At 68.4% G+C, this 24,362-nt stretch carries 20 protein-coding genes and 2 pseudogenes; 7 read left to right on the forward strand and 15 right to left on the reverse strand.

Annotated elements, in window-relative coordinates; genetic code table 11:
- Together AB0J12_RS36340 and AB0J12_RS36345 are read left to right on the forward strand one after the other, a co-directional pair.
- A partial coding sequence (locus tag AB0J12_RS36340) for a transposase (protein WP_363268984.1) occupies positions 1-401 on the forward strand: 401 nt, incomplete at its 5' end.
- Positions 402-567: 166 nt separating this feature from the next.
- Positions 568-1,382 (forward strand): IS5 family transposase gene (locus AB0J12_RS36345; RefSeq protein WP_363268985.1). Its coding sequence is split into 2 segments (ribosomal slippage): positions 568-913 and positions 913-1,382, totalling 816 coding nucleotides; the frame shifts between segments, so codons are not numbered across the junction.
- A 23-nt stretch (positions 1,383-1,405) separates the two neighbouring features.
- On the opposite strand, the gene AB0J12_RS36350 is transcribed toward AB0J12_RS36345, so the two are convergent.
- From AB0J12_RS36350 to AB0J12_RS36365, 4 genes and pseudogenes are all read right to left on the reverse strand, one after another.
- A complete protein-coding gene (locus AB0J12_RS36350) occupies positions 1,406-4,288 on the reverse strand; it encodes a tetratricopeptide repeat protein (RefSeq protein ID WP_363268986.1) in 2,883 nt (960 codons plus the stop codon).
- A 758-nt stretch (positions 4,289-5,046) separates the two neighbouring features.
- Positions 5,047-5,886 (reverse strand): annotated as a pseudogene (locus AB0J12_RS36355) (IS5 family transposase).
- A 227-nt stretch (positions 5,887-6,113) separates the two neighbouring features.
- Positions 6,114-6,316, reverse strand: a pseudogene (locus AB0J12_RS36360) (transposase); the annotation flags it as partial.
- A 119-nt stretch (positions 6,317-6,435) separates the two neighbouring features.
- A complete protein-coding gene (locus tag AB0J12_RS36365; RefSeq protein ID WP_363268987.1) occupies positions 6,436-6,750 on the reverse strand; it encodes a hypothetical protein in 315 nt (104 codons plus the stop codon).
- 417 nt (positions 6,751-7,167) lie between these two features.
- On the opposite strand from AB0J12_RS36365, the gene AB0J12_RS36370 reads away from it, so the two are divergent.
- On the forward strand, positions 7,168-7,494 hold the full coding sequence (locus AB0J12_RS36370) for a hypothetical protein (RefSeq protein WP_363268988.1): 327 nt from the start codon (positions 7,168-7,170) through the stop codon (positions 7,492-7,494).
- A 1,232-nt stretch (positions 7,495-8,726) separates the two neighbouring features.
- On the opposite strand, the gene AB0J12_RS36375 is transcribed toward AB0J12_RS36370, so the two are convergent.
- The 11 genes from AB0J12_RS36375 to AB0J12_RS36425 all read right to left on the reverse strand — a co-directional run bounded on the left by AB0J12_RS36375 (position 8,727) and on the right by AB0J12_RS36425 (position 19,169).
- Positions 8,727-10,970 (reverse strand): hypothetical protein, encoded by a 2,244-nt coding sequence (locus AB0J12_RS36375; protein WP_363268990.1) that lies wholly within the window; start codon positions 10,968-10,970, stop codon positions 8,727-8,729.
- Entirely contained in the window at positions 10,970-12,049 is a 1,080-nt protein-coding gene (locus tag AB0J12_RS36380) for a hypothetical protein (RefSeq protein WP_363268991.1), read from the reverse strand. The genes AB0J12_RS36375 and AB0J12_RS36380 overlap by 1 nt, the downstream gene beginning before the upstream one ends.
- A 139-nt stretch (positions 12,050-12,188) precedes the next feature.
- The gene (locus AB0J12_RS36385) at positions 12,189-13,466 is read right to left on the reverse strand and encodes a hypothetical protein (RefSeq protein WP_363268992.1); all 1,278 of its coding nucleotides are present in this window, start codon (positions 13,464-13,466) and stop codon (positions 12,189-12,191) included.
- A 15-nt stretch (positions 13,467-13,481) separates the two neighbouring features.
- On the reverse strand, positions 13,482-13,757 hold the full coding sequence (locus AB0J12_RS36390; protein WP_363268994.1) for a hypothetical protein: 276 nt from the start codon (positions 13,755-13,757) through the stop codon (positions 13,482-13,484).
- A gap of 4 nt (positions 13,758-13,761) precedes the next feature.
- Positions 13,762-14,769, reverse strand: a complete 1,008-nt coding sequence (locus tag AB0J12_RS36395) for a bifunctional lytic transglycosylase/C40 family peptidase (protein ID WP_363268996.1) — start codon at positions 14,767-14,769, stop codon at positions 13,762-13,764.
- Between the two features lie 156 nt (positions 14,770-14,925).
- Positions 14,926-16,557 carry an FtsK/SpoIIIE domain-containing protein gene (locus AB0J12_RS36400; RefSeq protein WP_363268998.1) on the reverse strand — a complete coding sequence of 544 codons (1,632 nt, stop codon included), beginning with the start codon at positions 16,555-16,557 and terminating at the stop codon, positions 14,926-14,928.
- 243 nt (positions 16,558-16,800) lie between these two features.
- Positions 16,801-18,003, reverse strand: coding sequence for a hypothetical protein (locus AB0J12_RS36405; protein ID WP_363268999.1), 1,203 nt, complete (start codon positions 18,001-18,003; stop codon positions 16,801-16,803).
- A 28-nt stretch (positions 18,004-18,031) separates the two neighbouring features.
- Positions 18,032-18,262: a hypothetical protein gene (locus AB0J12_RS36410; RefSeq protein ID WP_363269000.1), complete on the reverse strand. Its 231-nt coding sequence runs from the start codon at positions 18,260-18,262 to the stop codon at positions 18,032-18,034.
- 34 nt (positions 18,263-18,296) lie between these two features.
- Positions 18,297-18,476, reverse strand: a complete 180-nt coding sequence (locus AB0J12_RS36415; protein WP_363269001.1) for a hypothetical protein — start codon at positions 18,474-18,476, stop codon at positions 18,297-18,299.
- A gap of 6 nt (positions 18,477-18,482) precedes the next feature.
- The gene (locus AB0J12_RS36420; RefSeq protein ID WP_363269002.1) at positions 18,483-18,632 is read right to left on the reverse strand and encodes a hypothetical protein; all 150 of its coding nucleotides are present in this window, start codon (positions 18,630-18,632) and stop codon (positions 18,483-18,485) included.
- 246 nt (positions 18,633-18,878) lie between these two features.
- A complete protein-coding gene (locus AB0J12_RS36425; protein WP_363269003.1) occupies positions 18,879-19,169 on the reverse strand; it encodes a hypothetical protein in 291 nt (96 codons plus the stop codon).
- A gap of 617 nt (positions 19,170-19,786) precedes the next feature.
- Between AB0J12_RS36425 and AB0J12_RS36430 the strand changes: the two genes are divergently transcribed.
- The 4 genes from AB0J12_RS36430 to AB0J12_RS36445 all read left to right on the forward strand — a co-directional run bounded on the left by AB0J12_RS36430 (position 19,787) and on the right by AB0J12_RS36445 (position 24,052).
- A complete protein-coding gene (locus AB0J12_RS36430) occupies positions 19,787-20,596 on the forward strand; it encodes a GntR family transcriptional regulator (protein WP_363269006.1) in 810 nt (269 codons plus the stop codon).
- Positions 20,596-21,351, forward strand: a complete 756-nt coding sequence (locus tag AB0J12_RS36435; RefSeq protein ID WP_363269007.1) for a glycosyltransferase — start codon at positions 20,596-20,598, stop codon at positions 21,349-21,351. The genes AB0J12_RS36430 and AB0J12_RS36435 overlap by 1 nt, the downstream gene beginning before the upstream one ends.
- 245 nt (positions 21,352-21,596) lie before the next feature.
- Positions 21,597-22,721, forward strand: a complete 1,125-nt coding sequence (locus tag AB0J12_RS36440; RefSeq protein WP_363269008.1) for a hypothetical protein — start codon at positions 21,597-21,599, stop codon at positions 22,719-22,721.
- On the forward strand, positions 22,718-24,052 hold the full coding sequence (locus tag AB0J12_RS36445) for a DnaB-like helicase C-terminal domain-containing protein (RefSeq protein WP_363269010.1): 1,335 nt from the start codon (positions 22,718-22,720) through the stop codon (positions 24,050-24,052). The genes AB0J12_RS36440 and AB0J12_RS36445 overlap by 4 nt, the downstream gene beginning before the upstream one ends.
- Positions 24,053-24,362: the final 310 nt, after the last annotated feature.

Here is a 24,362-nt window from a genome sequence, read left to right on the forward strand (position 1 = left end):
GCCCCGCAGGCAAGGCCGTCGAGCGTCCGATCAAGGCCGCTGCATCGTCCGAGCAGGGCTGGTGGGACGGCGTCCTGCCCGACTGCTGGCTGCTGGTCGAGTGGCCAGAAGAGGCCGAGGCCCCCACCGATTACTGGCTGTCCAGCCTGCCGGCAGACATCCCGATCGCCGGCCTGGTCCGCCTGGCCAAAGTCCGCTGGCGCATCGAACACGACTACCGAGAACTCAAGCACGGCCTGGGCCTGGACCACTTCGAAGGCCGTTCCTGGCCGGGCTGGCACCACCACATCACCCTCGTGACCGCCGCCCATGCCTTCCTCACCGAACAACGGCTGGTCCCAAAAGTCCCCGGACCGGGCTCACTCTCTACCAGACCCTCGACGCCCTCCAAGACGTCCTGAGGTGCTGGACCGGCATCTGCACCACCTGCCACCGACCCCTGCCCAGCCGAACACACACAACACCGAGATCAAGACAGAGCTAACGGAGTCCTACTAATAGGACTCCTAACGAAATGATCTTGGGCGTGGTTGGATCACTCCGGGACCGATAATCCGGGGGTGCGAGGTGGCGCGGCCGAAGCCGTGGGAAGTCGACGACGAGTTGTGGGCGGTGATCGAGCCGCTGCTGCCCAAGGTCGAGCGGCGGGCCCGGCACCCAGGACGCAAGCGGCATCCGGACCGGCTGGTGTTCCAGGGCATCCTGTTCGTCCTGCACACCGGGATCTCCTGGGAACATCTGCCCCAGGAACTTGGCTTCGGGTCGGGCATGACCTGCTGGCGCCGCCTGGCGGAGTGGACCGAGGCCGGCGTGTGGCCCCGGCTGCACGAGGTCCTGCTCGCCAGGCTCCGCAGCGCGAACGCCCTGGACTTCTCCCGTGCAGCGGTCGACGGCTCCCACATCCGGGCGTTAAAGGGGGACCCAAGACCGGACGAAGCCCCGTTGACCGGGGCAGGACGGGCAGCAAACACCATCTGATCACCGACTCAACCGGCATCCCGCTCGCCGCCACCCTGACCGGCGGCAACCGCAACGACGTCACCCAGCTGATCCCATTGCTCCAAGCTGTGCCGCCGGTGCGGGGCAAGCGCGGCCGGCCCCGGCGCCGCCCGGACGTGGTGCTGGCCGACCGCGGCTACGACCACGACAAGTACCGTCGTCTGGTCTGGGACCTCGGAGTGAAACCGCTGATCGCCCGCCGTGGCACCGAGCACGGCTCCGGCCTTGGCACCCAACGCTGGGTCGTGGAACGAGCGTTCGCCCATCTGCACTGGTTCCGCCGCCTGCGCATTCGCTGGGAGATACGCGACGACATCCACGAAGCCTTCCTCACCCTCGGATGCGCACTCATCTGCTGGCGACGCCTGAAGTCATTCCGATAGGAGTTCTTAGTCGGCGCCGCTGTTCACTGATCTTGCTCATCAATCGGTCGATTCATCAACAGTTGCATCCCCCGCCAGTAGGCGGCACAAGGCCGGGTGGCGATGGTGTCGGGGTGGTCATCGCCCAGTACCCGCACCCGGTCGGTGAGGAGCTCGGCGAAGGCGGCCGCTGCTCCAGCCGCATCCCCCGCCTCACCCTGGCACCAGGCGAGATTGTGCCGGGTGGTGAGGGTGGAGGGGTGGTCATCGCCCAGTACCCGCACCCGGTCGGTGACGAGTTCGGCGAAGGCGGCCGCTGCTCCGGCAGCATCCCCCGCCTTCCCCCGCCAATAGGCGATATTGCCACGGGTGGTAAGAGTTTCGGGGTGGTCCGGGCCCATCACACGCACCATGTGCTCCACCAACTCGGCGTAGGCGGCCGCTGCTCCGGCAGCATCCCCCGCCCTTCCCCGCCAGCGGGCGACAAAGCGCCGGGTGGCGATGGTGTCGGGATGGTGATCGCCCAGTACCCGCACCCGGTCGGTGAGGAGCTCGGCGAAGGCATCCGCTGCTCCGGCGGCATCCCCCGCCTTCCCCCGCCAGTAGGCGATATTGCCACGGGTGGTGAGGGTGGAGGGGTGGTCATCGCCCAGTACCCGCACCCGGTCGGTGAGGAGTTCGGCGAAAGCGGCCGCTGCTCCGGCAGCATCCCCCGCCTCACCTCGAAAGCAGGCGAGATTATGCCGGGTGGTGAGAGTGTGGGGGTGGTCACCGCCCAGTACCCGCACCTGGTCGGTGAGGAGTTCGGCGAAGGCGTCTGCGGCTCCGGCGGCATCCCCCGCCTCACCTCGAAAGCAGGCTATATTGCCACGAGTGCTGAGGGTAGCGACGTGCTCATTGCCGAGCACTCGCTCCATGTGCTCCAGCAGCTCGGCGGAGGCGGCCATTGCTCCGGCAGCATCCCCCGCCTTCCATCGCCAGCGTACGAGTTCGCCTCGGACAGCGAAGGTATGGGGGTGCTCATCCCCCAGCACCCGTACCTGGTCGGCGAGGAGTCCGGCAAGGGAATCCGCGGCTTCGGCTGCATCCCCCGCCTCGCCTCGAAAGCGGGCGACATTGCTACGGGTGCTGAGAGTAAAGACGTGCTCATTGCCGAGCACTCGCTCCATGTGCTCCAGCAGCTCGGCGGAGGCGTCTGCGGCTCCGGCTACATCCCCCGCCTCTCCCCGCCAGTGCGCGAGTTCGCCCCGGACAGCGAGGGTATGGGGATGGTCCGGCCCCAGACGGCCGTGGGCGACACCAGCGATGCGCTGGAAGTACTCGACGGCTGCGGCTACTTGGCCGGTCGAGCCCAGGCTTGCGCCGACGCGGACAAGCACCGCATGGACACCGTCGAACTCGTACAGGACATCTTCAGCGTGGCCAGTGAGAGCGGCGGCGTTGGCACGCAGGGTTTGGGCGAGGTCGGTATCGCGTTCGATCTCAGGCCAGGCCGCGACCAGAGCATCGGCGGCGGTGCGCGCAGCCTGATCGTTCTGCTGGGGAGCGTGGGTGTCGCGGGTGGCGCGCTGGATGAGTTGGTGGATGCGGACGGTCTGATGGGGGGTGTCCGGTTGATGGTCGATGAGACTGAGCCGGTCCAGTGCCCGCAGGGCGCGTACCGCGTCCAAGGGGGAGACTGGTGCCGGTTCCGAGGCAGGGCCGCCTGCGGCGCGGTGTGCGGCGAGGTAAGCGCGGGCGGTCTCGCCGGTCAGGACGGGCTGCGGGATGCCGTTGGCGTCGAGCATGGCGGCCAGGTGGAGCATGGGCCGGGCCAGGCCGGCGGGGCGCAGCGTGTCGGCTCGGTCGATGGAAAGGGACCAGGCGGCGGCGAGGGCCGTGGCCTGCTCGTCGGGCAGGGAGTCGGGGGCGAGGTCGGTAAGTTTAGTGGCTCGGTCGGCCAGCAGGTTGCGGTAGGTGACTGCGGTCTCGCCGGCGTCGATGAGATAGGCGGCGGCCTGGGCCAGGGCCAGTGGCAGGTGCCCGAGGTCGTCGGCGAGGGCGGCGAGCTGGTCGGCGGGCTCGGTGCGGCCTTGGGCGTCCAGGGCCTCGGTGAGGTAGGCGGCCGATTCGGCAGGGGTGAACAGGCCGACCTCGATCCGGCGGCGGCCGTCTCCGAACAGGGCGGCGTCGCGGCGGCGGGTGGTGAGCAGTACCCGGCCGTGCGGGCTGGCGGGCGGCCACAGACTGTAGCGGTTGCCGGGGTCGTCGGCGTGGACGATGAGGTCGCTGGGATCGGTGACGTCGTCCAGGACGATCAGCCACCGACACGGCCGTTGCCCGGGCTTGGGGACCAGCCAGGCCAGGAACTGTTTCGCGGCGAGTTCGGGATCGTCGGGGTCGGCCCGGCACAGTTCGACGCCAGCCTGCGCGTATCCGCTCACCACGGGCGACTGGGCACTCGCGGTGACCCAGACCAGGACGTCCAGGCCATCCTCGTCCCAGGCGGTGCGGGCGTAGTCGGCGGCGAGCTGGGTCTTGCCGACCCCGCCCATCCCGGTCAGTACCTGGGACAGCACTGCCGTGCCCCCGCCCTCGACCGCTGCCCGCAGCCGGGCCGCCTCGGCGCGGTGCTGGAAGGACCGTGCGGGCGACGGGATCACACCGACCTGATGCGGCCAGGAGGCCGGCTCCCGCGGCGCGTGCTGCACAGTCAGCGTGTGAACGTAGCCGCTGATGGCGGTTCCGCCGTTGTTGGCCACCGCATCCCCGGTGCGAAACAGCCGTACTGAGGCGGCGGACTCAGGAGGGCCGCTTCCCAGGACCGGGCCGCGGTAGCCGGTCACGGCCACCTCATCGCCGGCGGCCTCGGCGTTGCCGGTGTCCGCCACAGTCACTGGCGGCTCGGGCTTGTTGTCGCCTGACGTACCTGATGATGCCTTCGCCACGAATACGGCCTAGTCCGTGTAGTCGATGCCGGAGACGGAGTTGGGGCCGCTTGCCTCTCCCGTCCGCTCGACCACGGCCGAGCCACGTCCCCGACCGCCGGGCCGCCGGATGCCGGTGGTTCCACCGCGGCTGGCCTTGCCAGTCCGGACAGCCCTATCTGTGGGTTCGGCAGACGGCGATCTCTGAAACAGAGCCCAAACCAAGGCAGCGATACCGACAGCGGCCTGAACGGTGGCCCCAGCCAGCTCTCCCGCCCCAGGACTGTCCAGCAGCCAGATCAGCGGTGTGGACAGAACGCCAACCACTGCCAGCATGATGACCGTGATCTTCCACCTCTGCGACACAACGGCTCCCCCTCCCCCCCCGACCGCCGCCATATCGTCGACGGTTCACCACCGCGTATGGTCCGTGCAGCTTCTGCTATATCAAGAAACTCGTCTTCTGGGCATCGTGGTTCCGGGACGGTGCCAACTACGCCGTGCGCTGCACTAACGGCGGCTGCGCGGCCGCTGTTTCACGGCCGGCCCTCTGAGAGCGTTCGGCCCGGGCCCGGCGCAGCGCAGCGGCCTAGGTGGTTGCGGCCTGGCTGCGCCACTGTGCCTGGGCGGTTTCGATCGCGCTGAGCTGGTCGCTCAGGTCCAGGTCGGGGAAGGCAACGCCAGCTGAGTTCGCGCAGACCAGATCGCGGACGGGACTGGACAGCCCTTAGAGGTCGTTTTCTCCCGATGTTTCATCCCGGAATTGTTGTTTGTTCCTGTTATGTCGGGTCGCGCCAGGAGATGGCGGCTTCGCCGGTGAGGCGGCGGGCCATCAGGTCGGTCATGGCGAGGTGGATCATGGCTTCGGAGCGGGCGGGCAGGGTCTCGTAGTCGCGGGCCAGGCGGCGGTGGAACATGAGCCACCCATAGGTCCGCTCCACGGTCCAACGCTTCGGCAAGGGAGTGAATCCCCTGGTTCCTTGGGTACGTTGGACAATTTCCATGTCGATGCCGAGGGCGGCCGCATGCTCGACGAGGTGCTGGCGGTAGCCGCCGTCCACCCATTCTTTGCGGATGGTGGGGTGGGCGGCGGCAACCTGGTCGATCAGGTGGGTGCCGGCGACGGAGTCCTGCACGCTCGCGGCCGTGACCGGCACCGCCAGCAGCAGCCCGAGGGTGTCGGTGACGATGCTCCGCTTGCGGCCCACGATCTTCTTCGCCGCATCCGTGCCCTGCCCGGCGGCCGGGACGCTGGTGGGAGGTCTTGATGCTCTGCGCATCGATCACGCACGCGGACGGCTCTATGCGCTTGCCCTCCTGCTGCTGTAACAGCCTGCGCAGCGCGCCGGTGAGCTGGGCGAACACGCCGTCCTTCTGCCACTTGGCGAAGTATCCGTACACGGTCTCCCAGGGCGGGAAGTCGTGCGGCAGGTAGCGCCACTGAACGCCGGTGCGGTCCACGTAGAGGATCGCGTTCATGATCTCGCGCAGATCGTGCTCGGGCGGGCGTCCGATGTTCAGCGCATGCCGGCGCCGATCGGCCCGCCAGGCGCTCAGCACCGGCTCCACCAACAGCGGGCATCGGACAGATCACTCGGATACGGACGACGTTCGGCCATTACTTGGGCGTACCGCCGGTCAGGGGCGTGCGCCCAGGCGCGCAGTGCGACCAGCAGAAGCACGCTCTGCCGACGTCTTGGGATGAGACAGGCGCAAGCTGCATTCCGCCCCAGCTGTCACCCCATGGAGCACGCCGGCCACCTCAACCCCGCCAGTCGCAGCGAGACGACGATCTCGCCCCGAGGAATACAGGTGAATGCATCCGTCAGGGGAGAAAACGACCTCTGAGGTCGACGGCCCACAGCACGTCGTGGGATACCGCCATAACGTCGCCGAGCAGTGCGAGCCACTCGGTCTCGTCGTTCTGGATCCGGCGCGACAGCAGTCGCCGCCCTCTGCGTTGATCACCACGGCGTGGTGATGCGTCTTGCCGATGTCCACCCCAGCGCAGATCTCGGGCACGTTCCCATCCGCCAGCTCGTCGCACATCGATCCCGCAGGCGACCTCGCCGACGTTGTCCTACAGCAGCGATCGAGTCGCGTCTCCCAATCAGCGGTCGAGTCGTCGCGGGGCTCCGGCGGCCAAGTCCCGTAAGCCATCCAGCGGCTCAGCCTTTACAGCCATACCCGGAACGGACCACGGCCTTCTTGACGAGGTCAGCGTCGCGTTCGGCGAAGCTGCGCAGACACTTGGCCATCCGGTCGGCGAAGGCCTCCGGTTTGATCTTGATCGCGGTGTCCCCGAGCGTGAGGACGGCGAACTTGGCCGCGGCCTCGACGACCTTGGACCTGGCGCTGGGGCGGACGCGGTCGAAGAAGGTATGGGTGAGGTATTCGGTGTCATAGACGAAGCCGGGGTCCACGACGTGCTTGAGGAAGCTGTCGACGATCTTGCGCACCTGGCTCGGAAGATGGATGAGCACGGCTTCCAGCGCGGCCGCGAGGTGGGCGCGGGCGTACTCATCGTCGGCTCGTAGAGTTCGCCGAGGGGCCGGATGGACGGGTGCGCACACAGGTGGCGGTCGTCGCGGATGCGCTCGAGCTGCTTGCGCTGGGTGAAGTCGATCAGTTCGAGCTTCTCCGCCGTGTCGAACAGGGTCCTCTCCAGGGCAAGCATGATCGGTATCGCTTCGGTCTCCGCGCTGCCCTGCGCTCGTTCAACGCCGGCGACGAGGTCCTTGGCGTGGCTCTCACCCTCTTCGTGGAGGATCTGGGCCTTGGCGATGAGGTCGGCACAGACGGCCGTCCACGTCAGGACGATCGCGCCGCGGGCCGAGCCGGAAACGTAGCAGCGGTATGCCTCGCTGACGAGGGGACGCAGGTCCGGGTTGAACACGCGGTTGACGCAGATCCCCGGGGACCCTCAAGTCGTCGACTACGGCGTGCCCGTCGCGGCGGAAGCACGCCACCGGGCCGAAATCCTTGACCACGAGGTCTACCCCGAACCCCATCACAAGGCCGCGGCGCTGCTGTGCGAGCTGGCGAGAAACCCGAGTCTGGAGATGAGGAACCTGCTGTTCGCGGCGACCGTGACCTCGGCCTACCTGTCGGCGTGCGGCCTTCCGGTGAGCCCTGGCCTGGACACGGTGCTCCCGCTGGCCCGCGCCGCCCGGGATGGGCTCCCTGTGCGCGAAGTCGCCGCCCAGATCAAGACCTGGACGAGCTGATCGAGCGGCCGCTCATCCCGGTACGGAGCCAGGTCAGGTCCCAGATCGTCGACAAGCGTCACCCCGGCCATCCACATGCGTGGTCAAGGCCGCAGTTGCCACGGCCGCGGCACTACGCAGGGCCGGTCACGCGGCAGGGGACGCCTCACTACTTTTAGAGCCGCCGACGAAGTTGGTCACCAGCGCGCGGATCCGGGAACGGGGCTCGGACCACTCCTCGCTGGTTCGATGATCCGCCTCCATCTGCTCAAGCACCTTCTGGAAGGACAGCAACGCGGCCGCGGCGACGGCTGAGCGCGGTCCTGGCCTCCTGCGGGACAGGTCTGCCGGGCGGCCATGGCGCGGTCCAGCTCCCATTCCTGGGCGCGTGTGGGTACCCGCTTGGGCGGGCCTGACGCAGGTCGTACAGCCAGGCGCGGCCGGGGTAATTGCAGGACCACTGCGGCCGGGTGCGGCATCGCTTGCATCGCAGAATGCCGACGAAATCGTGTCCTCCGGGGCTGACCTCGCGCTCGCGTAACTGGCGGCGGGTGAGCAGATGGTCGGGGCAGGCGCCGCGGTCGTACTCGGGAAGGCCCTGGCCTCCCCGTGGAATGTGCTACTGCGCGCAGCGGCGGGGACGCTGCCGCATCACCACCTCGCCGCGGACGTCGGGGCGGCCGGAACAACGCCAGCCTGGGTGATAGACGGGCGGAACGTGAGCACGACGGATCTCCTCCCGACAGGTCAAGCAACGCCGCGCCCCGCCGACGTCGCGGGTACGGTCGGCGGGGCGCGGTGGGGATAGGACAGGGTCAGGCGGCAAGACCGAGGGTGTGTGTGCCGCTCGGTCCCGGGCTGACGGGTGCGGTGTGTCCCGTGCGCGGGGTGTCCGGCTGCTGTACGGCGCTGCCGGTGGTGTGGGTGCCGATCCATTAGCCGAGCAAGAGGCCGGCCACGCCGAGCACCTTGTGGCGGTTGGCCCTCCACCAGGTGGGGGCGGGCGGCTCGGTCAGAACACCTATGACAGCCGGGGACTTCGACAAGACGACGATCTCCTTCTCAAACGCATGGGGGTTTGCGGGGGTGGCCGGCCGGCTGGCCTGTCCCGCCCTCGCTCCCTCGGTGTGCAGAGGGAGTGAGGGCCGGGCGGAGCAGCCGGACGTCACTGCTGTGGGCATGGCGATGGCCCACACCCACGTGCTTGAAGAAGCGGCCGCGGGGTGCGGGCCATCGGTCAGGGGATACAGCGGCTACAGGTCGGAGGGGAGCCGCTGGCCGGTCTCGGCGTCGTACGCGACTCCGGTAGGGGACAGGCGGATAGTGCGGTGATACGCCCGCACTCCCTCCTTCCAGGTCTTCCCCCCGACCGCCACACGGACCATCACATCGTCCAGGCTGTCCTTGAACGGCACCTTGATTTCGGGCGACTTGGGGAACCAGCCGTCTTCCTGGTGGCTGCTGGCCGTCTTGTCACCCGAATCGATCCGCAGGTACTTCGCGTTCCGGTCGAAGTAGCTGCGCAGCTCCACGATGACGTACCCGCTGCTCCAATGCGCCACGACTTCAGCCTGGACACCGTCGATCGTCAGTGCTGCTCCGCTGCGCCCCTTGTATGCGGCAGCCTTCGCCTGGTGCTCTTGACGTTCCTGCTGGAGCTCGGCGCCCTTCCACACGGCCGCGACCGTGAGGGCCAGGGCCGCGATTGTGGCGACGTAGGGCCAGGTGCGCCGGCGCGGTCGCGACGGTGCGGCGGCCGTTTCGTCACCGCTTGCTGTGATGGCCGGAGCGGGGCTGGGCGGCTGCGGGGCGCTGCTCCGGGCAAGCGGCACCGAGGCGGCGTTGTCCGTATTGCGATCGGGGATCTTCTGAAACCAGTCGACGTCCTTGCCCATGCGGGCGACGGTAGCGCGAAGCTGCGTTGCCTGGTCAGGGCTTCCACACAGTTCCGCCACCTTGGCGCGGGTCACCAGCCAAGAGATCGCTTCGTCCGAGTTGATGCCATGCGCGTTGATGTCCTCCCGCTCGCCGATGGCAGCGAGCTGGGCTGCCTCGCTGCACCGTCCGTCCATCGCGGCCTGGACGACCTCTTGGTGCCGGACGTCGATGACGTTGGGAGGCATCTCCCAGTCCCACTCCGCATCACCGATCTCGTCAGCGAAGTCGTCGGTGAGTGCGGCGTCGCCGAGCTGCCGCTCAAGGAAGGTCGGCATCACGTCGTCCTGGTCCTCGTCGAGGGGTTCGTGCCCAACGACGAGGTCATCGGCATCGACCCCGAGGGCGGCCTCGGTCACTGCCGGTTCCTGTTCGTTAGCCAGGATCTGCCGGGCCTTGCGACGCCGCGAGGACGTGTCGGTCAGCGTGGCCTCTTCGTCGCTGATGACCGTCTTGACGATGTCGACGTAGTCGGGGCCGACCTTCCACACCGCCTCCCCCTGCCCGAGCCGGGGAATCCTCTCGATCACCCAGGCCGGCAGTCCGAGCAGTGCGCCCACGATGGCGGCTTCCTCCGGGCCCAAGCGGCCGATGTGGGCGACCTCGCACAGCTTGGCCAGGTCCTGGGCGGGGCCGCTACCGAGGTCGGACAGGGTGTGCATCACCACGTCCATGCTCAAGTTGGCCTTGCGCGAGTTCTTCAGCAGCCGCTGGATCAGCTCGGCGGTGGCCGGGGACAGCAGGATCTGCCAGGCCTCCTCCAGCACCAGGTGCCGGTGGACGGCGGTGGACTGCGGCAGCCACACATGCTCCACCCAGCACGCCACGGCGGCCATCAGAGCGGGGATCGCCGGGGAGTTGCGGTCCAGTTCGGTGAAGTCGAAGGACAGGATCGGAAGATCGGTCGGCGGCAGGGTGGCGTCCTGGCCGTCAAAGAGCCCGCGGAGGCTGCCTTCGGTGTAGCGGGACAGGGCGATCGCCACGCCCACGCCCCACTCGGCCAGCGTGTCCGCCGGCCACCTGCCCGCCTCCGGGAGCACCAGGGCATCGACCAGCCCGTTCAGCGACGACGATTTCGGGTGGTTCAGCGCGTGCTGGAGGGCATGCCCGGCCTGGGTGGTGAGTGCGGTCGGCTCGACGGCGGCGATCAGCGAGCGCACCAGCTGCTCGCGGACCTCGGGCGGGAACATCTCGCTGCACGGGTTGAGGGCAAAGCCGCCCGCGCCGGCCTTTATGACCTTCCCGCCCAGGTCTTGGGTCAGCAGCGCCCATTCCCCTTTGATGTTGTCCTCACCGAAGGAGTCAATAACCACCGTTTGGTGCCCGTGGCCGCCGATCTCGCGGCGCTGGCGGATCTTGGCCGTGGTCGACTTCCCCGAGCCCAGGCCGCCGAGCGCGAGGGAGTTGGTCGAGGGCAGCTGGCGGTCGTCGACCAGGACCGGGGAGAGATGGAACGGCCTGCCGTCCAGCAGGGAGCGGCCGATCGGGATGCCGGGGAAACCAGCATTGGAGGCAACGAGCGGCGCGGTGATCGCGGCGTGGGTGGAGGGCAGGCGGATCATCAGAGGATGGCCCCTTTCCGTGTGGAGGCTCCGTGGGGGGTGGTCATCACGTGCGCGCGGTGCTGCTGTCCGGCGAGCCAGTCGAGCTGGATGCGGTGGCGGTCGGCGGTCAACGAGGCCTGCCAGCGCGCGCCCGTCACGGCCTCGGGGTCGTCGCCCCACACGGTGAGGTAGGCGTCGATGTCGACGAGCGTGGCGCCCTGGACGAGCGCGCCGCGTGCGGTGCTGGCTGCTGTTTCCAGGGACGCTGACTTGATCTCGTCGGTGGTCCACGCCTGGCCCGCCGCGATCTGCCATTTCGCCGACCTGCGCGACTGCGCCGCAGGCAGCGGCCGGTACAGCACTGCGAGCGAGCGGTCCACGGCCAGGCCCTCGCCGAGCAGCAGCCGCGGCATCAGGTCGCCGTCGGTCTCGTCCGGCCAGCCGGTGATGCGGGCGGTAGCGGCGTAGCGGCCGTCCTCGAGGGCGACCCAGCCGGGGCCGCGCTCGACCACTGCCGGGATCGGGTCCGGCTCGACCTGGCCGAGCACGCCCAGCGCGGCGAACTCGCCCTCGATGGTGTCGAGGATGCGGGGGCTGCCAGCCAGGTTCTTGGGGACGTGGACGGACACCGTCTGCGCATGCCGGGTGAAGTCCTCCCGGGTTCGGGCGTGGTGGGTGACGTGCACCTGCACCCCGGCCTGCCGGGCCTGCCCGCCCGCGAACACCAGCGCGCGGGAGAACGCGTCATGGAACAGCACCCGGCGCTGTGCGTCCTGCATGGTGCCGTGATCGGGATACAGCGACCAGGTCCGCGTCTGCCCGGGCGCGGCGAACACGTTCTCAGGGGCAGTGCGTTCACGCAGGCGCCGGTAGCCGACAGCCGCCCAGCGGCCGATCGAGCGCGGTCCCGGCGCCAGGTTGACCAGGGCGGCGACCGCGCCGACCGTGCCGAACGCCCAGAGCGGCGGCGGCCCGACGACAGCCGACGCGAGGACAGCACCGCCGATACCGGCGTTGGCCTTGGTCAGCAGGGTCTCAGCGGGGGACAGGCCACGCTGCAGCGCGGGGATGCGGTAGCCGGGCATCAGGGAATACACGAACGAGCCTCCTTGCGGATCGTGGCCGAACCCGGCCCACGGAAGCGCCAGCCCTCGAGTGGCCGGCGCGCAGTGTCTGGGGGCGCTGCGGCCCGGCGGCCGCACAGGCGGTGCCGGGCCGCAGCGCATACCGCCCTCGTCAGGGAGTGCCAGGCGGTGGAGTCGGCCGCTGCGGCGGCGTCGACCGGTTGGCCAGCGGCCGCGGAGCCGCCGTACGTGGAGCCGCCGACCCGGGGGCGGCGGGGTTCTGCGGGGTCGCGGCCCGGGCCTGCCGACGTGCCTGCTGGCGCGCCTGCATGATCCGCGTGTAGCGCTCGGCGTCCTGAGGCACCTTGACCTTGGCGACGGCGGCCTCGGTGGTCGGCCGTCCCGGCCTGGGCGGCCGGTCGGCGCCGTAGGCGGCGAACAACACGTCCCGGTCCCTGGTGAGGGACCGACCGGGCGTGGCGACCGTGCGCGGCGCGCGGGGAGTGTTCTCCTCCTCGTAGAAGTCCGGCACCCCCGCCCGCACCAATCGGTGCGCCAGCCGGTTGTCCGTGTTGCGCTCCACCATCGTCCGCGCCATACGGGCCACGCGGGGACCGATGTAGGGGACGCCGTGGAAGATCATCCGCAGCATGATGACGTCCGCCGCGACCAGTAGCGCCCCGTCCAGGATCAGGTTGCCCTTGGCGAGGCCGACGAACGGCGTGATGATCAGCAGTGCGAACGGGGCGAAGATCAGCCCCAGCATGCGGTTCGCCCACCGCCATACCGCGGACGTGTCACCTCCGCGCGCCAGCGAGGCCAGCACCAGCGGCGCCAGGCACACGAACACCAAGATGCCGGGCTGACGCGTCATGTACACCAGCGCCGCGAACGCCAGCGCCACCACCAGCATGGCGACGATCAGCATCGAGCCGAGAGGGCCGAGGCTGTTCGTCTTGGCGAGATCGTCCTCGATGACGTTGAACAGGCTTCCCTCGTTGCCGTTGAACGCGGCCGTGAACGTCTCGTTCACGGCCTTGGTCAGCAACTCCACCACGCCCGGCACGGACGCCATGCCAGCGACCGCAACCAGGGTCCAGCTGAGGGACATTCCCATCTGCCGCAGACGGGGCACGCCCTGCCAGGCGGTCAGGGCGCACACGACGACTACACAGAGGAAGATCGCGACGGCCACGTGCTGTCCGAGCCACAGGAACTGCTCGTACACCCAGGAGTCCGGCTTCTTAGGCGCCCAGGTGTTCTTCGGCGCTACCAGCCCCTGGAGAGTGTCGATCAACTTCTTGGCGAGGTCTTTGACGTGCTCGGAGGCGCCACCGACGATGCTGCCGTCGTGGCCGGTGGCGGGGGGCCCGCCACCGTCACCTTGGCCCTTGAGGCAGTACTCCTTGCCCGGGCCGTGAATCTTGGCGCAGGGATCGGTTCCCGGCATGCAGGATCAGTCCCTTCAGCCCTTGGCCTGGGCGACGGTGGAGAAGAGAACGTCGCCGTAGAGGGCCACGACCACGGCGACGAACAGGGTGCCGATGGCCAGCGAGCCCTTCTTCAGTGCCTGCTGGGGGTGGTTGATCAGCTGGCCGATCATTCGCAGGGCGATCACGGCGATTACGGCGGCGATGGCTTTGGTGACCAGACCGCCGGCCGTGGCGGAAATGGTCTTGAAGAACTCGGTGAAGCCGTTGGACAGGTCGTTCCCGGCGGCGAGGGTGATGAAGTTACGCATCGGTTCAGATCTCCTGTGTGTGAGTGGGTCGGGCGACGGCGAAAAGGTCGCTCATCGTGTCCATGGGGTCGTATCTGACTTCCGTACCGGGCCGGGGCGCGTTAATGATCCAGCCACCGCCGACATACATGCCGACGTGGTGAATGCTGGACCCGCTGGAGCCGTAGAAGACGAGGTCTCCGGGCCGCATATCGTCCGGGTCGACCGGTTCGGATGCCGCGTATTGCGCTGCCGCTGTGCGCGGCAGGCTGATACCGGCTTTCGCGTAGGCGTAGAGCGCGAGTCCCGAGCAGTCGAAACCGGTAACGGATGCTCCTGAGCGCCCATTCGGGGAGCAGCAGGTTCCCTTTGTGGGACCGCTCGCACTGCCGCCGCCCCACGAATAGGGCGTACCAAGCATCTGCTGTGCGGCTGCCAAGGCCGTGGACGCCTGTCCCGAATTTGCGGGCGTTCCGCTCGATCCGGTCGGAGGCGCCGCGTTGGCAGTCGCTGTGATCGTTTTAACGTAGTTCTGTGTTTCCTTGTAGGGCGGCACTCCTCCGAACTTTTTCACTCGGTCGGCACCTGCGTTGTAGGCGGCGAGCATGTTTGCCGTCTTGTCTCCGGGAACGTTTTTGACTTCCTGGGCGGAGTCGCACAGGTATTTCGCTGCGGACGGGATCGCGTCCTGGGGATCCCAGATGTCACGCTTTCCGTCCCCGTTGGCGTCAAGTCCGTGATTTTCCCAGGTCGACGGCATGAACTGGGCGATTCCCTCTGCGCCCGCCGGTGACGTACGGTCCGGAATGAATCCGGATTCCTGTTTGAGGAGTGCGGCGAGCAGATTCGGACTGATATCGGAGCAGGTGTGGCCCGCTTCCTCGATCAGGCTTTTGTAGGCGGCGGGGACGGACAGACTCAGGGCTGCCGAGCCCGCGGTGAACGGGTCGACGCCGGCGGCCTGGACGAGCGCGGCCACGACGACGGCCGCGCTCGCTCCTATGCCGACGATGACCGGTGTGGTGGGGCGCAAGCGCTACTTCCCCCCTTCCTCGCTATTTTGGATGTTTGCGCTGGTCAGGGCCGTCACCTGAGACCGCACCCGGACCGTCACCCGGCTGTTCGGCACCGTCACCCCTCGTGCTGGGTGACGGTGGGGGTGCGGTGCGGGTGCGGTGCTGGGTGACGGTCACGAATCGGGCATAGCGGCTGCGGTGAGATCGGCCAGCCGGTAACCCCGCACACCCTTGGTGCCGCGGTGCACTGAGACGCCGAGAAGCTTTGAAAGCTGCTTTCCTGCGTCAGTGGCATCGGTGGCCGTAATGTCGAGAGCCTGGGCCAGGTCCTGGCTCCGCATGAAATCGACACCGTTCTTCCGCATCAGGCTGATTGCCTGCTTCAGCGGGGTTTCCGGGCTGGCCTCGATCTTCCTCTGAAGGCGCTCCTGTGCTTCGTCCGCGACTTCCCACATGAACTCGTCCGGGAAATTGAATCCACGGATGAGTGTGGACCTGCCGCCCGCGAAGAGAACACCCTGCCCCTTGATTTCGGGATTGAGCTGCGTGGGATCGATCGGGGCAACGGTACTGAAGTACGAATCGCCGAGGATCACCCTCGCGGTTCCCGCAGATTCCACGTACAGGCTGATCCGGTAATTGAACTGAGAGCGAACCTTTACCGGAATTGCATCCTTGTCCGGGCGCTGCGTCAGGAAGATCGTGGAGATTTCCGATTCGAGGGACTTCGCTGTCAGCTTGCGCGCTTTCTCCTCGATCCGCTGCGCCCGCTCCTTTCCCTTCGGCGTGCTGTCATCCGCGAAGAAGTCGGCCACCTCGTCCGCGATGAAGATGACGGGACGGAACTTCGGTTCTGGCTGCCGGTTGCGCAGCGCTTCCTGCTTCTGCGCGTAGCGTTCGGTGACGCGCTGGTTCAGCTCGTCGAGCATGCTCTCGAAAACCGCCGGGTCATCGGACGCTTCGTAACGGACGCACGCTTTCTCATATTTGATCAGCGCACACAGTTTTCCGTCGAGCAGATAGAGATCCAAATCTCCGTATGCGATGAGCAGGCAGGCGATAAGCCCGTTGATGAGCGTGCTTTTACCCATCTGGCTCATGCCGCCGACCAGCATGGACGCCTTGCTGAAGGTCCGGACACCGACGAGCTGGCCGGTGACGTCGTGTCCAAGGGGGACACCCTTGAACGCTTTGATCTGCTCTCGGGTGGGCGGAGGGAATGCCGTGGAGAACGGCTCTTCCTCAAGCACCAGCAGCCTGATGCGGCGTTCACTGTCCCGGCTGCGGTCCGTCCTGAGGTGCAGCCGGGTCTTGTGCAGGTAGCCGGCCACGTTCTCCAGACGTGACTCGACGTCCCTGTAGGTCCGCGCGGCGGGCAGCACGAAGTCGTACTGCTTGCCCGTCGGCACGGGGGAGACGGTCACTTCGTCGGCCCGGATGATTTCATCGCGGCCGATGGCACCAGCGGTGCGCAGCGCAGCGGTGAGCTCCGGGTGGGCGGGAACGCTCTCGACGGCCGTCTCCGCTGCGGCGCCACCCTGGGAGGGCGCTTTCTGCTTCAGCTGCGTGGCGGGCGTGCTCTGGCCCGACCAGCAGCGCTGCAGCGCCGCACGTGCCTTGAAGATGCCGTAGCCGATGCCTACCAGCACGCCGACGACCAGCAGGATCGTGACGGGCCAGTTGAGGCGCAGCTTGATTTTGATGGCACCGAGGATGCCGGTGATGATCACCAGGCCGCCGATGGCGCCGGCCATCTCGCCGTAGAAGTCCTCCTGTTGCTGCTTGGTGTTCTTCTTGCTCCCCACATCGCCTCCTTTCCTTGATCGGGAGCACGCGAGCATAAATAGCACGCACGCTCGATTTCACGGGGATTTATGCAGGTGCGCGCCGGGTCTGCTCCCCGGGTCTGCGAACCTCTCGTTCGCTCGCCAGGTCACTCACGGGGTCTGCACGCTGGGCTCGACTGCGTTCCGCTTTCCGGCAGTCGCGTAGAGGGCCAGACCGCACGCGCGGGCTGGCCCTCAACGGTGGTGCCGGACCGGGGGTGGTCAGGCGGCGTCCGCGTCGGCGTCCTCGGGCTCGTCGTCGCGGTCGTCCTCGCCCGTGCCGCCGGCGGTAGCGGCGGCCGTGTCGCTCTGGACGCTCTCCTCGTTCGACATCAGGGCACCCCAGGCCTTGCGCAGCCGCTTCTCGCTGGCGACGAACCCGGCGTCACGGAAGGCGGTGCCGGCCTGGCGGTAGGACATGGGCGGCTCGTCGCGGTAGCGCAGGTGGCGCAGCACGACGTCGAGCTGGCCGTCGGTGAGTTGCTCGCCGACCTGCGGGGTGGGCACGCCCGCGACGGCGGCGAGGTCGGCGAGCGTGACGGCGTCACAGTCCTCGTCACGCTCGCCGTGACGCTCACTGTGACGGCGGCTGTCGGATGCCTCCTGACCTGCATGACTGCCTTCGGCGTCGCCGTGGGAGGCGTCACGCCCGGCCCCCAGAGCGAGGGTGTTGGAGCCGGAGGCGTCACGGTGGGCCGTGACGGGCAGGGCGGGCGCGGTCGGCGCCCAGGACTCCAGGGTGGGCAGGACGATCTCGGCGACGGCTGCGGGCAGCGGCTTGTCCGCCACCGTCTTGGCGGTGGCCTCGGCCTGCTTGTGCAGCTTCTCGACCATCCGCTGCTGCCGCTTGAGCACGGACAGGCGGTAAGTGGTCTCCGCTGCCGCGACGCGCTCTTCCAGGTTGGTCGCGGCCGCCAGGAACTCGATCTTGTTGGCGGCCTCGGCCTCCATCGCCTCCAGGCGGTCGGCGACCTGCTGCCGCTCGCTGCCCAGCGTCTGCCGGGTTTGCTCGGAGACCTTGCGGCCTAGCGACGGGAGCGTGATCCACCAGGCGAGCTTGGTGGCGACGATGGCGACCGGGGTGAGCACCACCGCCAGGTCCACCGCGCCGTGCCCGGCCTGGACCAGATCAGCGGTCGGGATGGCGGCGTTGACCAGGGTCAGGACCAGACCCGCGGCCTGCACCCGGCGGGCGCGCTTGAGGTTGTTTCCGGCGAGGATCTCGGTGGCCTGGAAGACGCACCACAGCGCGTCCAGCGCCCCGACCGTGGGCACCGCCCAGGCGCCGAAACGCGGCTCGAGGATGGTGTAGCTGACGTACACCGACAGCACGGCCACGCCCAGGGTGATGACCCCGAGCACACCCAGGACCAGCCCGCGCGGGGAACGGCCGCTCAGTGTCGGCAACTTAGACGTGTTGAGCACGCTCTTTGTCCTCTCTTTCGTGCGTCGGTCAGAGCTCGTTGCGTTCCAGCGCGAAGAAGACGGTGTTCGCGTCCTTCAGCTGGGGGTTGGAGCGTGCGCAGTCGGCGCGCAGCTCCGTGTAGATCTGGGCACGCGTCCAGCCGGGCGGCGGCGTGACGTCGCCGTTGAAGGTGGCCATGTAGAAGCCGCCTCCGGTGGCCATCTGGAGCGTGAGGATGAAGTGGTGCGTGCCGGCGGTCCGGCTGGCCTGGTTGTCCATCGATGCCTCGTCTCGCGGATGAAAGAGCGGTGGGTCAGCGGCCGGTGCGGCGGCGCAGCGCGGTCAGGTAGGCGTCTTGCAGCCGTTCCAGGGGCGCGTACAGGCGCATCCCGTCGGGGCAGGGCGCGGTGTCGGTGCACTGGGCGCAGGCCTCGCGGTGTGCCTTGTAGGCGCGGGCGGCTCGCTGGTAGCGGTCGTACAGGTCGTCCGTCACGAGCGGTCAGTCCCGCGTGCCGTTCTCGCGGGCGTCCAGTTCGGCCATCTCGGCCGCGCACTCGGCCAAGTCCATCTCCTCACACTTGGCGTCCATCTCTTCCAGCTCGCGCCGCTCCTGTTCAGCGGCGGCGAGCATCTCCTCGAAGCGGTCCACGGTGGTCTCCGTTCAGGCGGAATGGGGGGTGGAGGTCGGCGACGCGGTGCCCTGTCTCCCACGCGGCCGCCGCGGCGAGCGCGGCGGCCGCCAGCAGAAGGCGGGCGAAGGGGTGGGCGGGGCCGACGGTGAGGGCGGCCCGGGCGGCGCGTTGGTGCGCGGCCCTGGCCGTGTGTATGAGGTGGGGCATCAGCCGTGGCCGGCGGCCTGGCAGGGGCCGCAGACACCGCCGCTCCAGCCGGGGAATCACGTCCCGCAGGCGGAGCACTGACCGCCCCCGGACGCGGTGACCGTGGCCGGGGCGGGTGCCGCCGACGCGGGCGGGCAGTTGCTCGGGTCGCACTGCCACCGCATGCACAGCGGGCACGCGTCGTCCGCCATCCGGGCGGTCAGCCGGGCGCGCATCTCCGCGACGGTGCGCGGCACTCGGCGGTGGGCGGGGATGGCGGCGTCCTGGGCGTGGACGACGGCGAGGAGGTGCTGGCCGAGACGACGCTCGGCCTCCCGTACGGCCGTGTTGGGCGCGGGACATGTCATGCTAGTGATCACAGGTGGCTCCGCTTCCTGTGTTCAGACGGCCCCGGAGCTCTGACCTTCCGGGGCCGTCACCCATTTCGCGGCCGGATCGCCGGCCACGATGCGGCGGGTTGCCGCAGTACCCCGGACCGGACTCGAACCGGTCGTGATGCTTCCAACGGGGTCCGCGATCTTTGCCCTTGTGTCACCGCGTGCTGGATCACTTGTCCGCCCGTGAGGACGGCATGGGACAAGGTGCTAGCTCATTGCAGTCGATGCTGCGCAGCGCGGCAGGGCTGGCTTTTCGCAGTTGCCTGTCCCGCAATCTCGTCTGCGGGCTGGCGGTCCACATCACCCTGCGGACTGGGGCCGGTTTGACCAGAGGACTCACCTATGACGGCTTCGATCGAAGACGTCGGCTAGTCATAGCTCCGGATGTTCCCTGTTGAGTTCTCAAGCCACGATCGCTTCCTCTCCGAGCCGGATCAGGACGTGAGCCGACACACCGAGGGCGTTCCTTCCTAGTGCGTAAGGTGTGTCCTAGGAAGGTGGAGTGATCGTGGCACATCGATGATGGGTCGTCAACGCCTTCCTAGGAAGGTGTTGATGTGGCGGGTCGAATCTGGGAAGGTGACTCCATGACCAAGCAGACGAGCAGCGCCCCCACGGGTGCGCAGAAGGTCGTCGTTGGGCTCATGGCGCTGATCGAGAACGGCGACCTCAGCCCCGGCGATCCCATCCCCAAGACCGCAGACCTGGCTGAGCATTTCGGGGTCAACAAAAACACCGCCTCCCGGGCCGTCCAGCTCCTGAAGGAGCGCGGCGTGCTTTCCGGTAAGGCTGGTGGCACGACGCGCGTGCGGGTGCCGCCGATGTATCAGGTCCGGAGCACCACGCGGTACCAGATCGAAAAGGATCGCGTTCTGCTGCCGGAGGAAGAGCGTCGAACAGCGGGCGTCGCGGAGCTGGATTCCAAGATCCCGGTGTCGGCCATGTACGAAAATCACGTCAAGCTGGACGTTCTGCCCGCGCCGGCCGACGTCGCCGAGGTGCTCGGCCTGGAGCCCGGGGCCCTCGTCCTGCGACGCATCGGCACCCGGCGACACAGAGAGGGAGCAGGCGAGAGCCGGTCCGTGTCGTACATGCCCCATGACCTCGCCGTGCAGAACCCGGCGCTTTTCGACCCAGACCGTGAGCCGTGGCCCGGCGGATCACTGCACCAGCTGTACACCCTGGGCGTCGAGGTGGAGCGGATCGAGGACACCATCACGGCGTACATGCCGTCGGCCGAGGAGATGGAGAGGCAGGACATCCCGCTCGGTGTGCCGATCATGCACGTCCGCAAGATCTCCTACTCGACCAGCGGGGACGCCGTGGAGGTCACGGACATCCCCTTTCCGGCCGACCGCATCAAGCTCCACTACGTGACCCCTTTGAGGCCCTGGTAATGCGAATCATCAGCGTGATCACGCCCGTGTACGACGGCGGCGACGCCTATCTGCTGGAGACCTACGAGTCCGTGCGGGCGGAACGCGAGCACCTGCCCGAGGGGTGGGATCTGCAATGGCTCGTGCAGGAAGACGGCACGACTGGCAAGCCCCTCAACCGTTTGCCGAAGGAGCCGTGGATTTCCCCGGGAATGGGCAGCCGGAGCGGCGCCGGCGCGGCGAGGACCCTCGCCCTGTCGCGGGCAACGGGCGAACTGGTCCGTGCCCTGGACGCCGACGACTTGGTCACCGAGGGCACCCTTACTCGCGAGATCCTCGCCATGGAAGAGCACCCCACTGCGGGATGGAGCGTGTCGGCCGGCCTGGATCTGCTACCAGACGGCTCGACCGTGGCCGGTCCCTACGATCCGCCGGAAGGGCCGCTCACCTACGAGACCCTGCTGGCCGCGTATGACGAAGATCGGTTTCCGATCCTGGCCCAGCATTTGACGGTGCGCACGCCGCTACTGCTGGCCGTAGGAGCGTGGCCCCCCGTGGCTGCCTGGGAGACGATCGCGGTGGCACTGATGTGCGCTGCCGTCTCCGACGGCTGGATGATCGCCACGCCCGGCGGCTACTACCGCAAGCACTCTGCCCAAGCCACCGCGCAGGCCGACTACGAGGAGACCGTGGGCGTGGACCAACTGCGCGTCATCGTCAGGGCGCAGGCAGAAGCACTCCACGCCACCGGATGGCGATGGACCGCGGAAGAATGACGGCCGGAAATGCCGAAGCGGTCCCCGTCGCCACAACGGGGACCGCTTCTCAGCATCGACTCACCAGCCCTGAGAAAGCCTGAGTCGTGAGCAGCGAGGTGACCTCGACTGCCGGGTGATGCCGTGGGCCATGCGGCCCGCGTGGTCACCTATACCCAAGAGTATGCGCAGCAGTTCGCGCAACGCCACTACTCCGGGATATGGACAGGTCACACTGGCTATTCGCGGCTCCCCTACCTGGGGAGATGTACCAACTGATGACTGCCGATGACTTCGGCGCCAGCCGTCTTGAGCGGGGCTGGGAGCCGCCGGAGGAGGTCATCCTTCGGCGTGAGCTGGTGCGCACGCCGGGCCTCCAGCCGGAAGACTTGGGCGTCCTGGCTGAACTCCTGCTGCGGGACCCGCGCCTGCCATCAACCATGGAGGCCATCCGCGCCGACTTACAGTCCCGTGGCTGGAAGATGGGCAAGGACCGCTACAACGCCATCGCGAAACGCCTGACGGCCGCCGGCCACCTGGCCCGCGTCTCCGTCTTCGATGAGTCCTCTCAGCGCCCTACCTGGGTTACCCGCGTCTACCGCAATCCTGCGAACAACGCGCAGTACGTCGATCTGGGCATCGCCGTAACAGAGCAGGTCAGGCCCGAAGTGCGGGAAACCCGCACTTCGGACACCGCCGGATCGCGGGAAACCCGCGTTTCGCCTGGTCAGAGCCGAATCGCGGGAAACCAGCAGTCCGGACCCGAATCGCGGAAAACCCGCGATCTGGAAACCCGCGATTCGGCTGGTCAGAGCCGGAAAGCGGAAAACCCGCGATCCGTCTCCCACCCCCCACACCCCCCGGAGGAGGAGGATTCCTCCTCCCCCAACCCCCTCACTGCCCCCGAGCTGTCGCTCCCGTCACAGAGGCAGCAGCAGCCGAAGACGACTGGGGAGTTCACCGACGAGGAGCTGGGTGCGGCCGCGGGGTTCCTGCAGCGGATGCAGCGCTGGCAGGCTGGCCGGGCGACCGCCGTGCGGTGCGCGCCTCGCCTGCTGCGCGCGATGCGGGCGCAGGGCTGGCCGGGGCTGGCGGAGATGGGTGAAGCTCAGCGCGCGCTGCTGGAGGCGGACATCCTCAAGAACACGGCCGGGGCGACGTCCTGGGCGAAGTGCCTGCCGGGCTGGATCGACGACCTGCGCCTGTACAGCGTGGTCAAGCCGAAGGCCAAGAACGCGCCGGACGCTGGCGAGGCCGCGGTGCGCCTGGCCCTGGTGGCCGCCTGCCCGGCCTGCGACGCCAAGGGCTGGGTCCTGGACGACGACGATGACGGGCCGATGCGCCGTTGCGCGCACCCGGGCGTGGGGGTCGGTACGGGGGCGGCGCGATGAGCGACCAGCTGCTGATGGAGAGTCCGGAGGCCGAGGCCCGTGTGTTGGGGGCCTGCCTGATGGCGACCGGGGCCTATGACGCGGTGGCCGATGCGGCCAGGGTGCTGAAGGACGGCGAGGCGCTGTCGCCGGCGAATCAGCTGGTGTGGTCGGCGATCGTCCGGTTGCACGGGGCGAGCCGGGCGACGGGCGTGCCGATGGTCGAGGCGGAGCTGCGCCGTACCGGTGAGCTGGAGCGTGCCGGCGGTCCCGTCCGCCTCTCCCAGCTGGCCTCCGACGCGTGCGGCCCGGACCTGGTCGAGCAGTACGCCGAGCTGGTGCAGGGCTACCTCGCGGTGCGCCGCTACACCGCCGCCCTCACCCGTGCCCAGCAGACGGCGCGGCAGGTGGCGCCCACCGGGGTGCCCGACGCGATCCGCGCCCACCAGGCCGAGATCGACGCCCTGGCCATCGGCGACGGCGAGGCCGACGCGCACTTCGGCCGCCTCGGCGACGACCTGCTCGACCACCTCAAGACGCTGGAAGAACCGATCGAGGCTACGGCCGTGACCGGACTGGCGGACCTCGACATGGTGGTCAAGATGCGGCCGGGCAACGTGATCGTGGTGGCCGGCCGCCCCGCCATGGGCAAATCCGCCCTCACCCTCGGCGTCGCCCTCGCCAACGCCGCATCCGGGCGACCGACCCTTCTGCACTCCATGGAGATGGGCAAGGCCGAAGTCCTCAACCGCGTGATGGCCGCCCGCGCACGAGTCGGCCTGCACCGCCTGATGGACGGCGGCCAGGCCCTCGAGGACGACGACTGGACCCGCATGATGCGCGTCATGCCCGACCTGTCGGAACTGCCGCTGTGGACGGACTACGCCCCCCGCGTCACCCCCAGCCGCGTACGGCACCGCCTCAAGGCCCTCACCCGGGAAACCGGCCAGCCGCCACTGGTGATCATCGACTACCTCCAACTGATGGACACCGACCAGCGCAATAGCCGCCAGAGCCCCTACGAACGGGTCTCCGAGATCAGCCGCGAACTGAAGATCATCGCGGAGGAAACCGGCGCGGTCATCATCTGCTGCGCCCAGCTCAACCGCGGCAGCGAGCACCGCGAGGGCAAGCGGCCGCAGACATCGGACCTGCGCGACTCCGGGCAGATCGAGCAGGACGCCAGCGCGATCATCCTGCTGCACCGCGAGGACGCCTACGAGCCAGAAAGCCCGCGTGCGGGCGAGGTCGACCTGATCGTCGGCAAGAACCGCAACGGCCCCACGACCACGGTCACCGTGGCCCACCAACTCCACTTCGGCCGCATCCGGGACATGGCCAAAGACGATTAGGCCGTGACCGGGTGCGCGCAGTGCGACGTGCGTGATGTCGTCGGCGCAGGCCACGAGGGCGGCCTCGATGAAGCGCATAGTGCCGAGGATGCCGAGGCGAACAAGCACGGGGCTGGTTACCGAGCTGGATCTGGTCGAGCTCCAGGCTGCGGAGGTAGGCGACCCTGGTTCCGTTTGTATTCAAGCTGCTCGCGTCGAGGTAGCGGCGGAGGCCGAGGCCGAATGCGCCGATCTGGCCTGGGGTACCAGTGCGCTCGTGGAGGTCGGTCAAGTGGAGGGCGCTGGCGCGGAGGCGAGTGTCGGTGATCGT

The sequence above is a fragment of the Streptomyces sp. NPDC049915 genome, assembly GCF_040656475.1.
Lineage (GTDB): Bacteria > Actinomycetota > Actinomycetes > Streptomycetales > Streptomycetaceae > Streptomyces.

What these genes read in the sequence shown, in the direction of transcription:
- AB0J12_RS36375 (WP_363268990.1), bottom strand. Translation starts at nt 10,970, where the DNA reads ATGATCCGCCTGCCCTCCACCCACGCCGCGATCACCGCGCCGCTCGTT.
- AB0J12_RS36385 (WP_363268992.1), bottom strand. Translation starts at nt 13,466, where the DNA reads ATGCCGGGAACCGATCCCTGCGCCAAGATTCACGGCCCGGGCAAGGAG.
- AB0J12_RS36390 (WP_363268994.1), bottom strand. Translation starts at nt 13,757, where the DNA reads ATGCGTAACTTCATCACCCTCGCCGCCGGGAACGACCTGTCCAACGGC.
- AB0J12_RS36410 (WP_363269000.1), bottom strand. Translation starts at nt 18,262, where the DNA reads ATGGACAACCAGGCCAGCCGGACCGCCGGCACGCACCACTTCATCCTC.
- AB0J12_RS36425 (WP_363269003.1), bottom strand. Translation starts at nt 19,169, where the DNA reads ATGACATGTCCCGCGCCCAACACGGCCGTACGGGAGGCCGAGCGTCGT.
- AB0J12_RS36430 (WP_363269006.1), top strand. Translation starts at nt 19,787, where the DNA reads ATGACCAAGCAGACGAGCAGCGCCCCCACGGGTGCGCAGAAGGTCGTC.
- AB0J12_RS36435 (WP_363269007.1), top strand. Translation starts at nt 20,596, where the DNA reads ATGCGAATCATCAGCGTGATCACGCCCGTGTACGACGGCGGCGACGCC.
- AB0J12_RS36440 (WP_363269008.1), top strand. Translation starts at nt 21,597, where the DNA reads ATGTACCAACTGATGACTGCCGATGACTTCGGCGCCAGCCGTCTTGAG.
- AB0J12_RS36445 (WP_363269010.1), top strand. Translation starts at nt 22,718, where the DNA reads ATGAGCGACCAGCTGCTGATGGAGAGTCCGGAGGCCGAGGCCCGTGTG.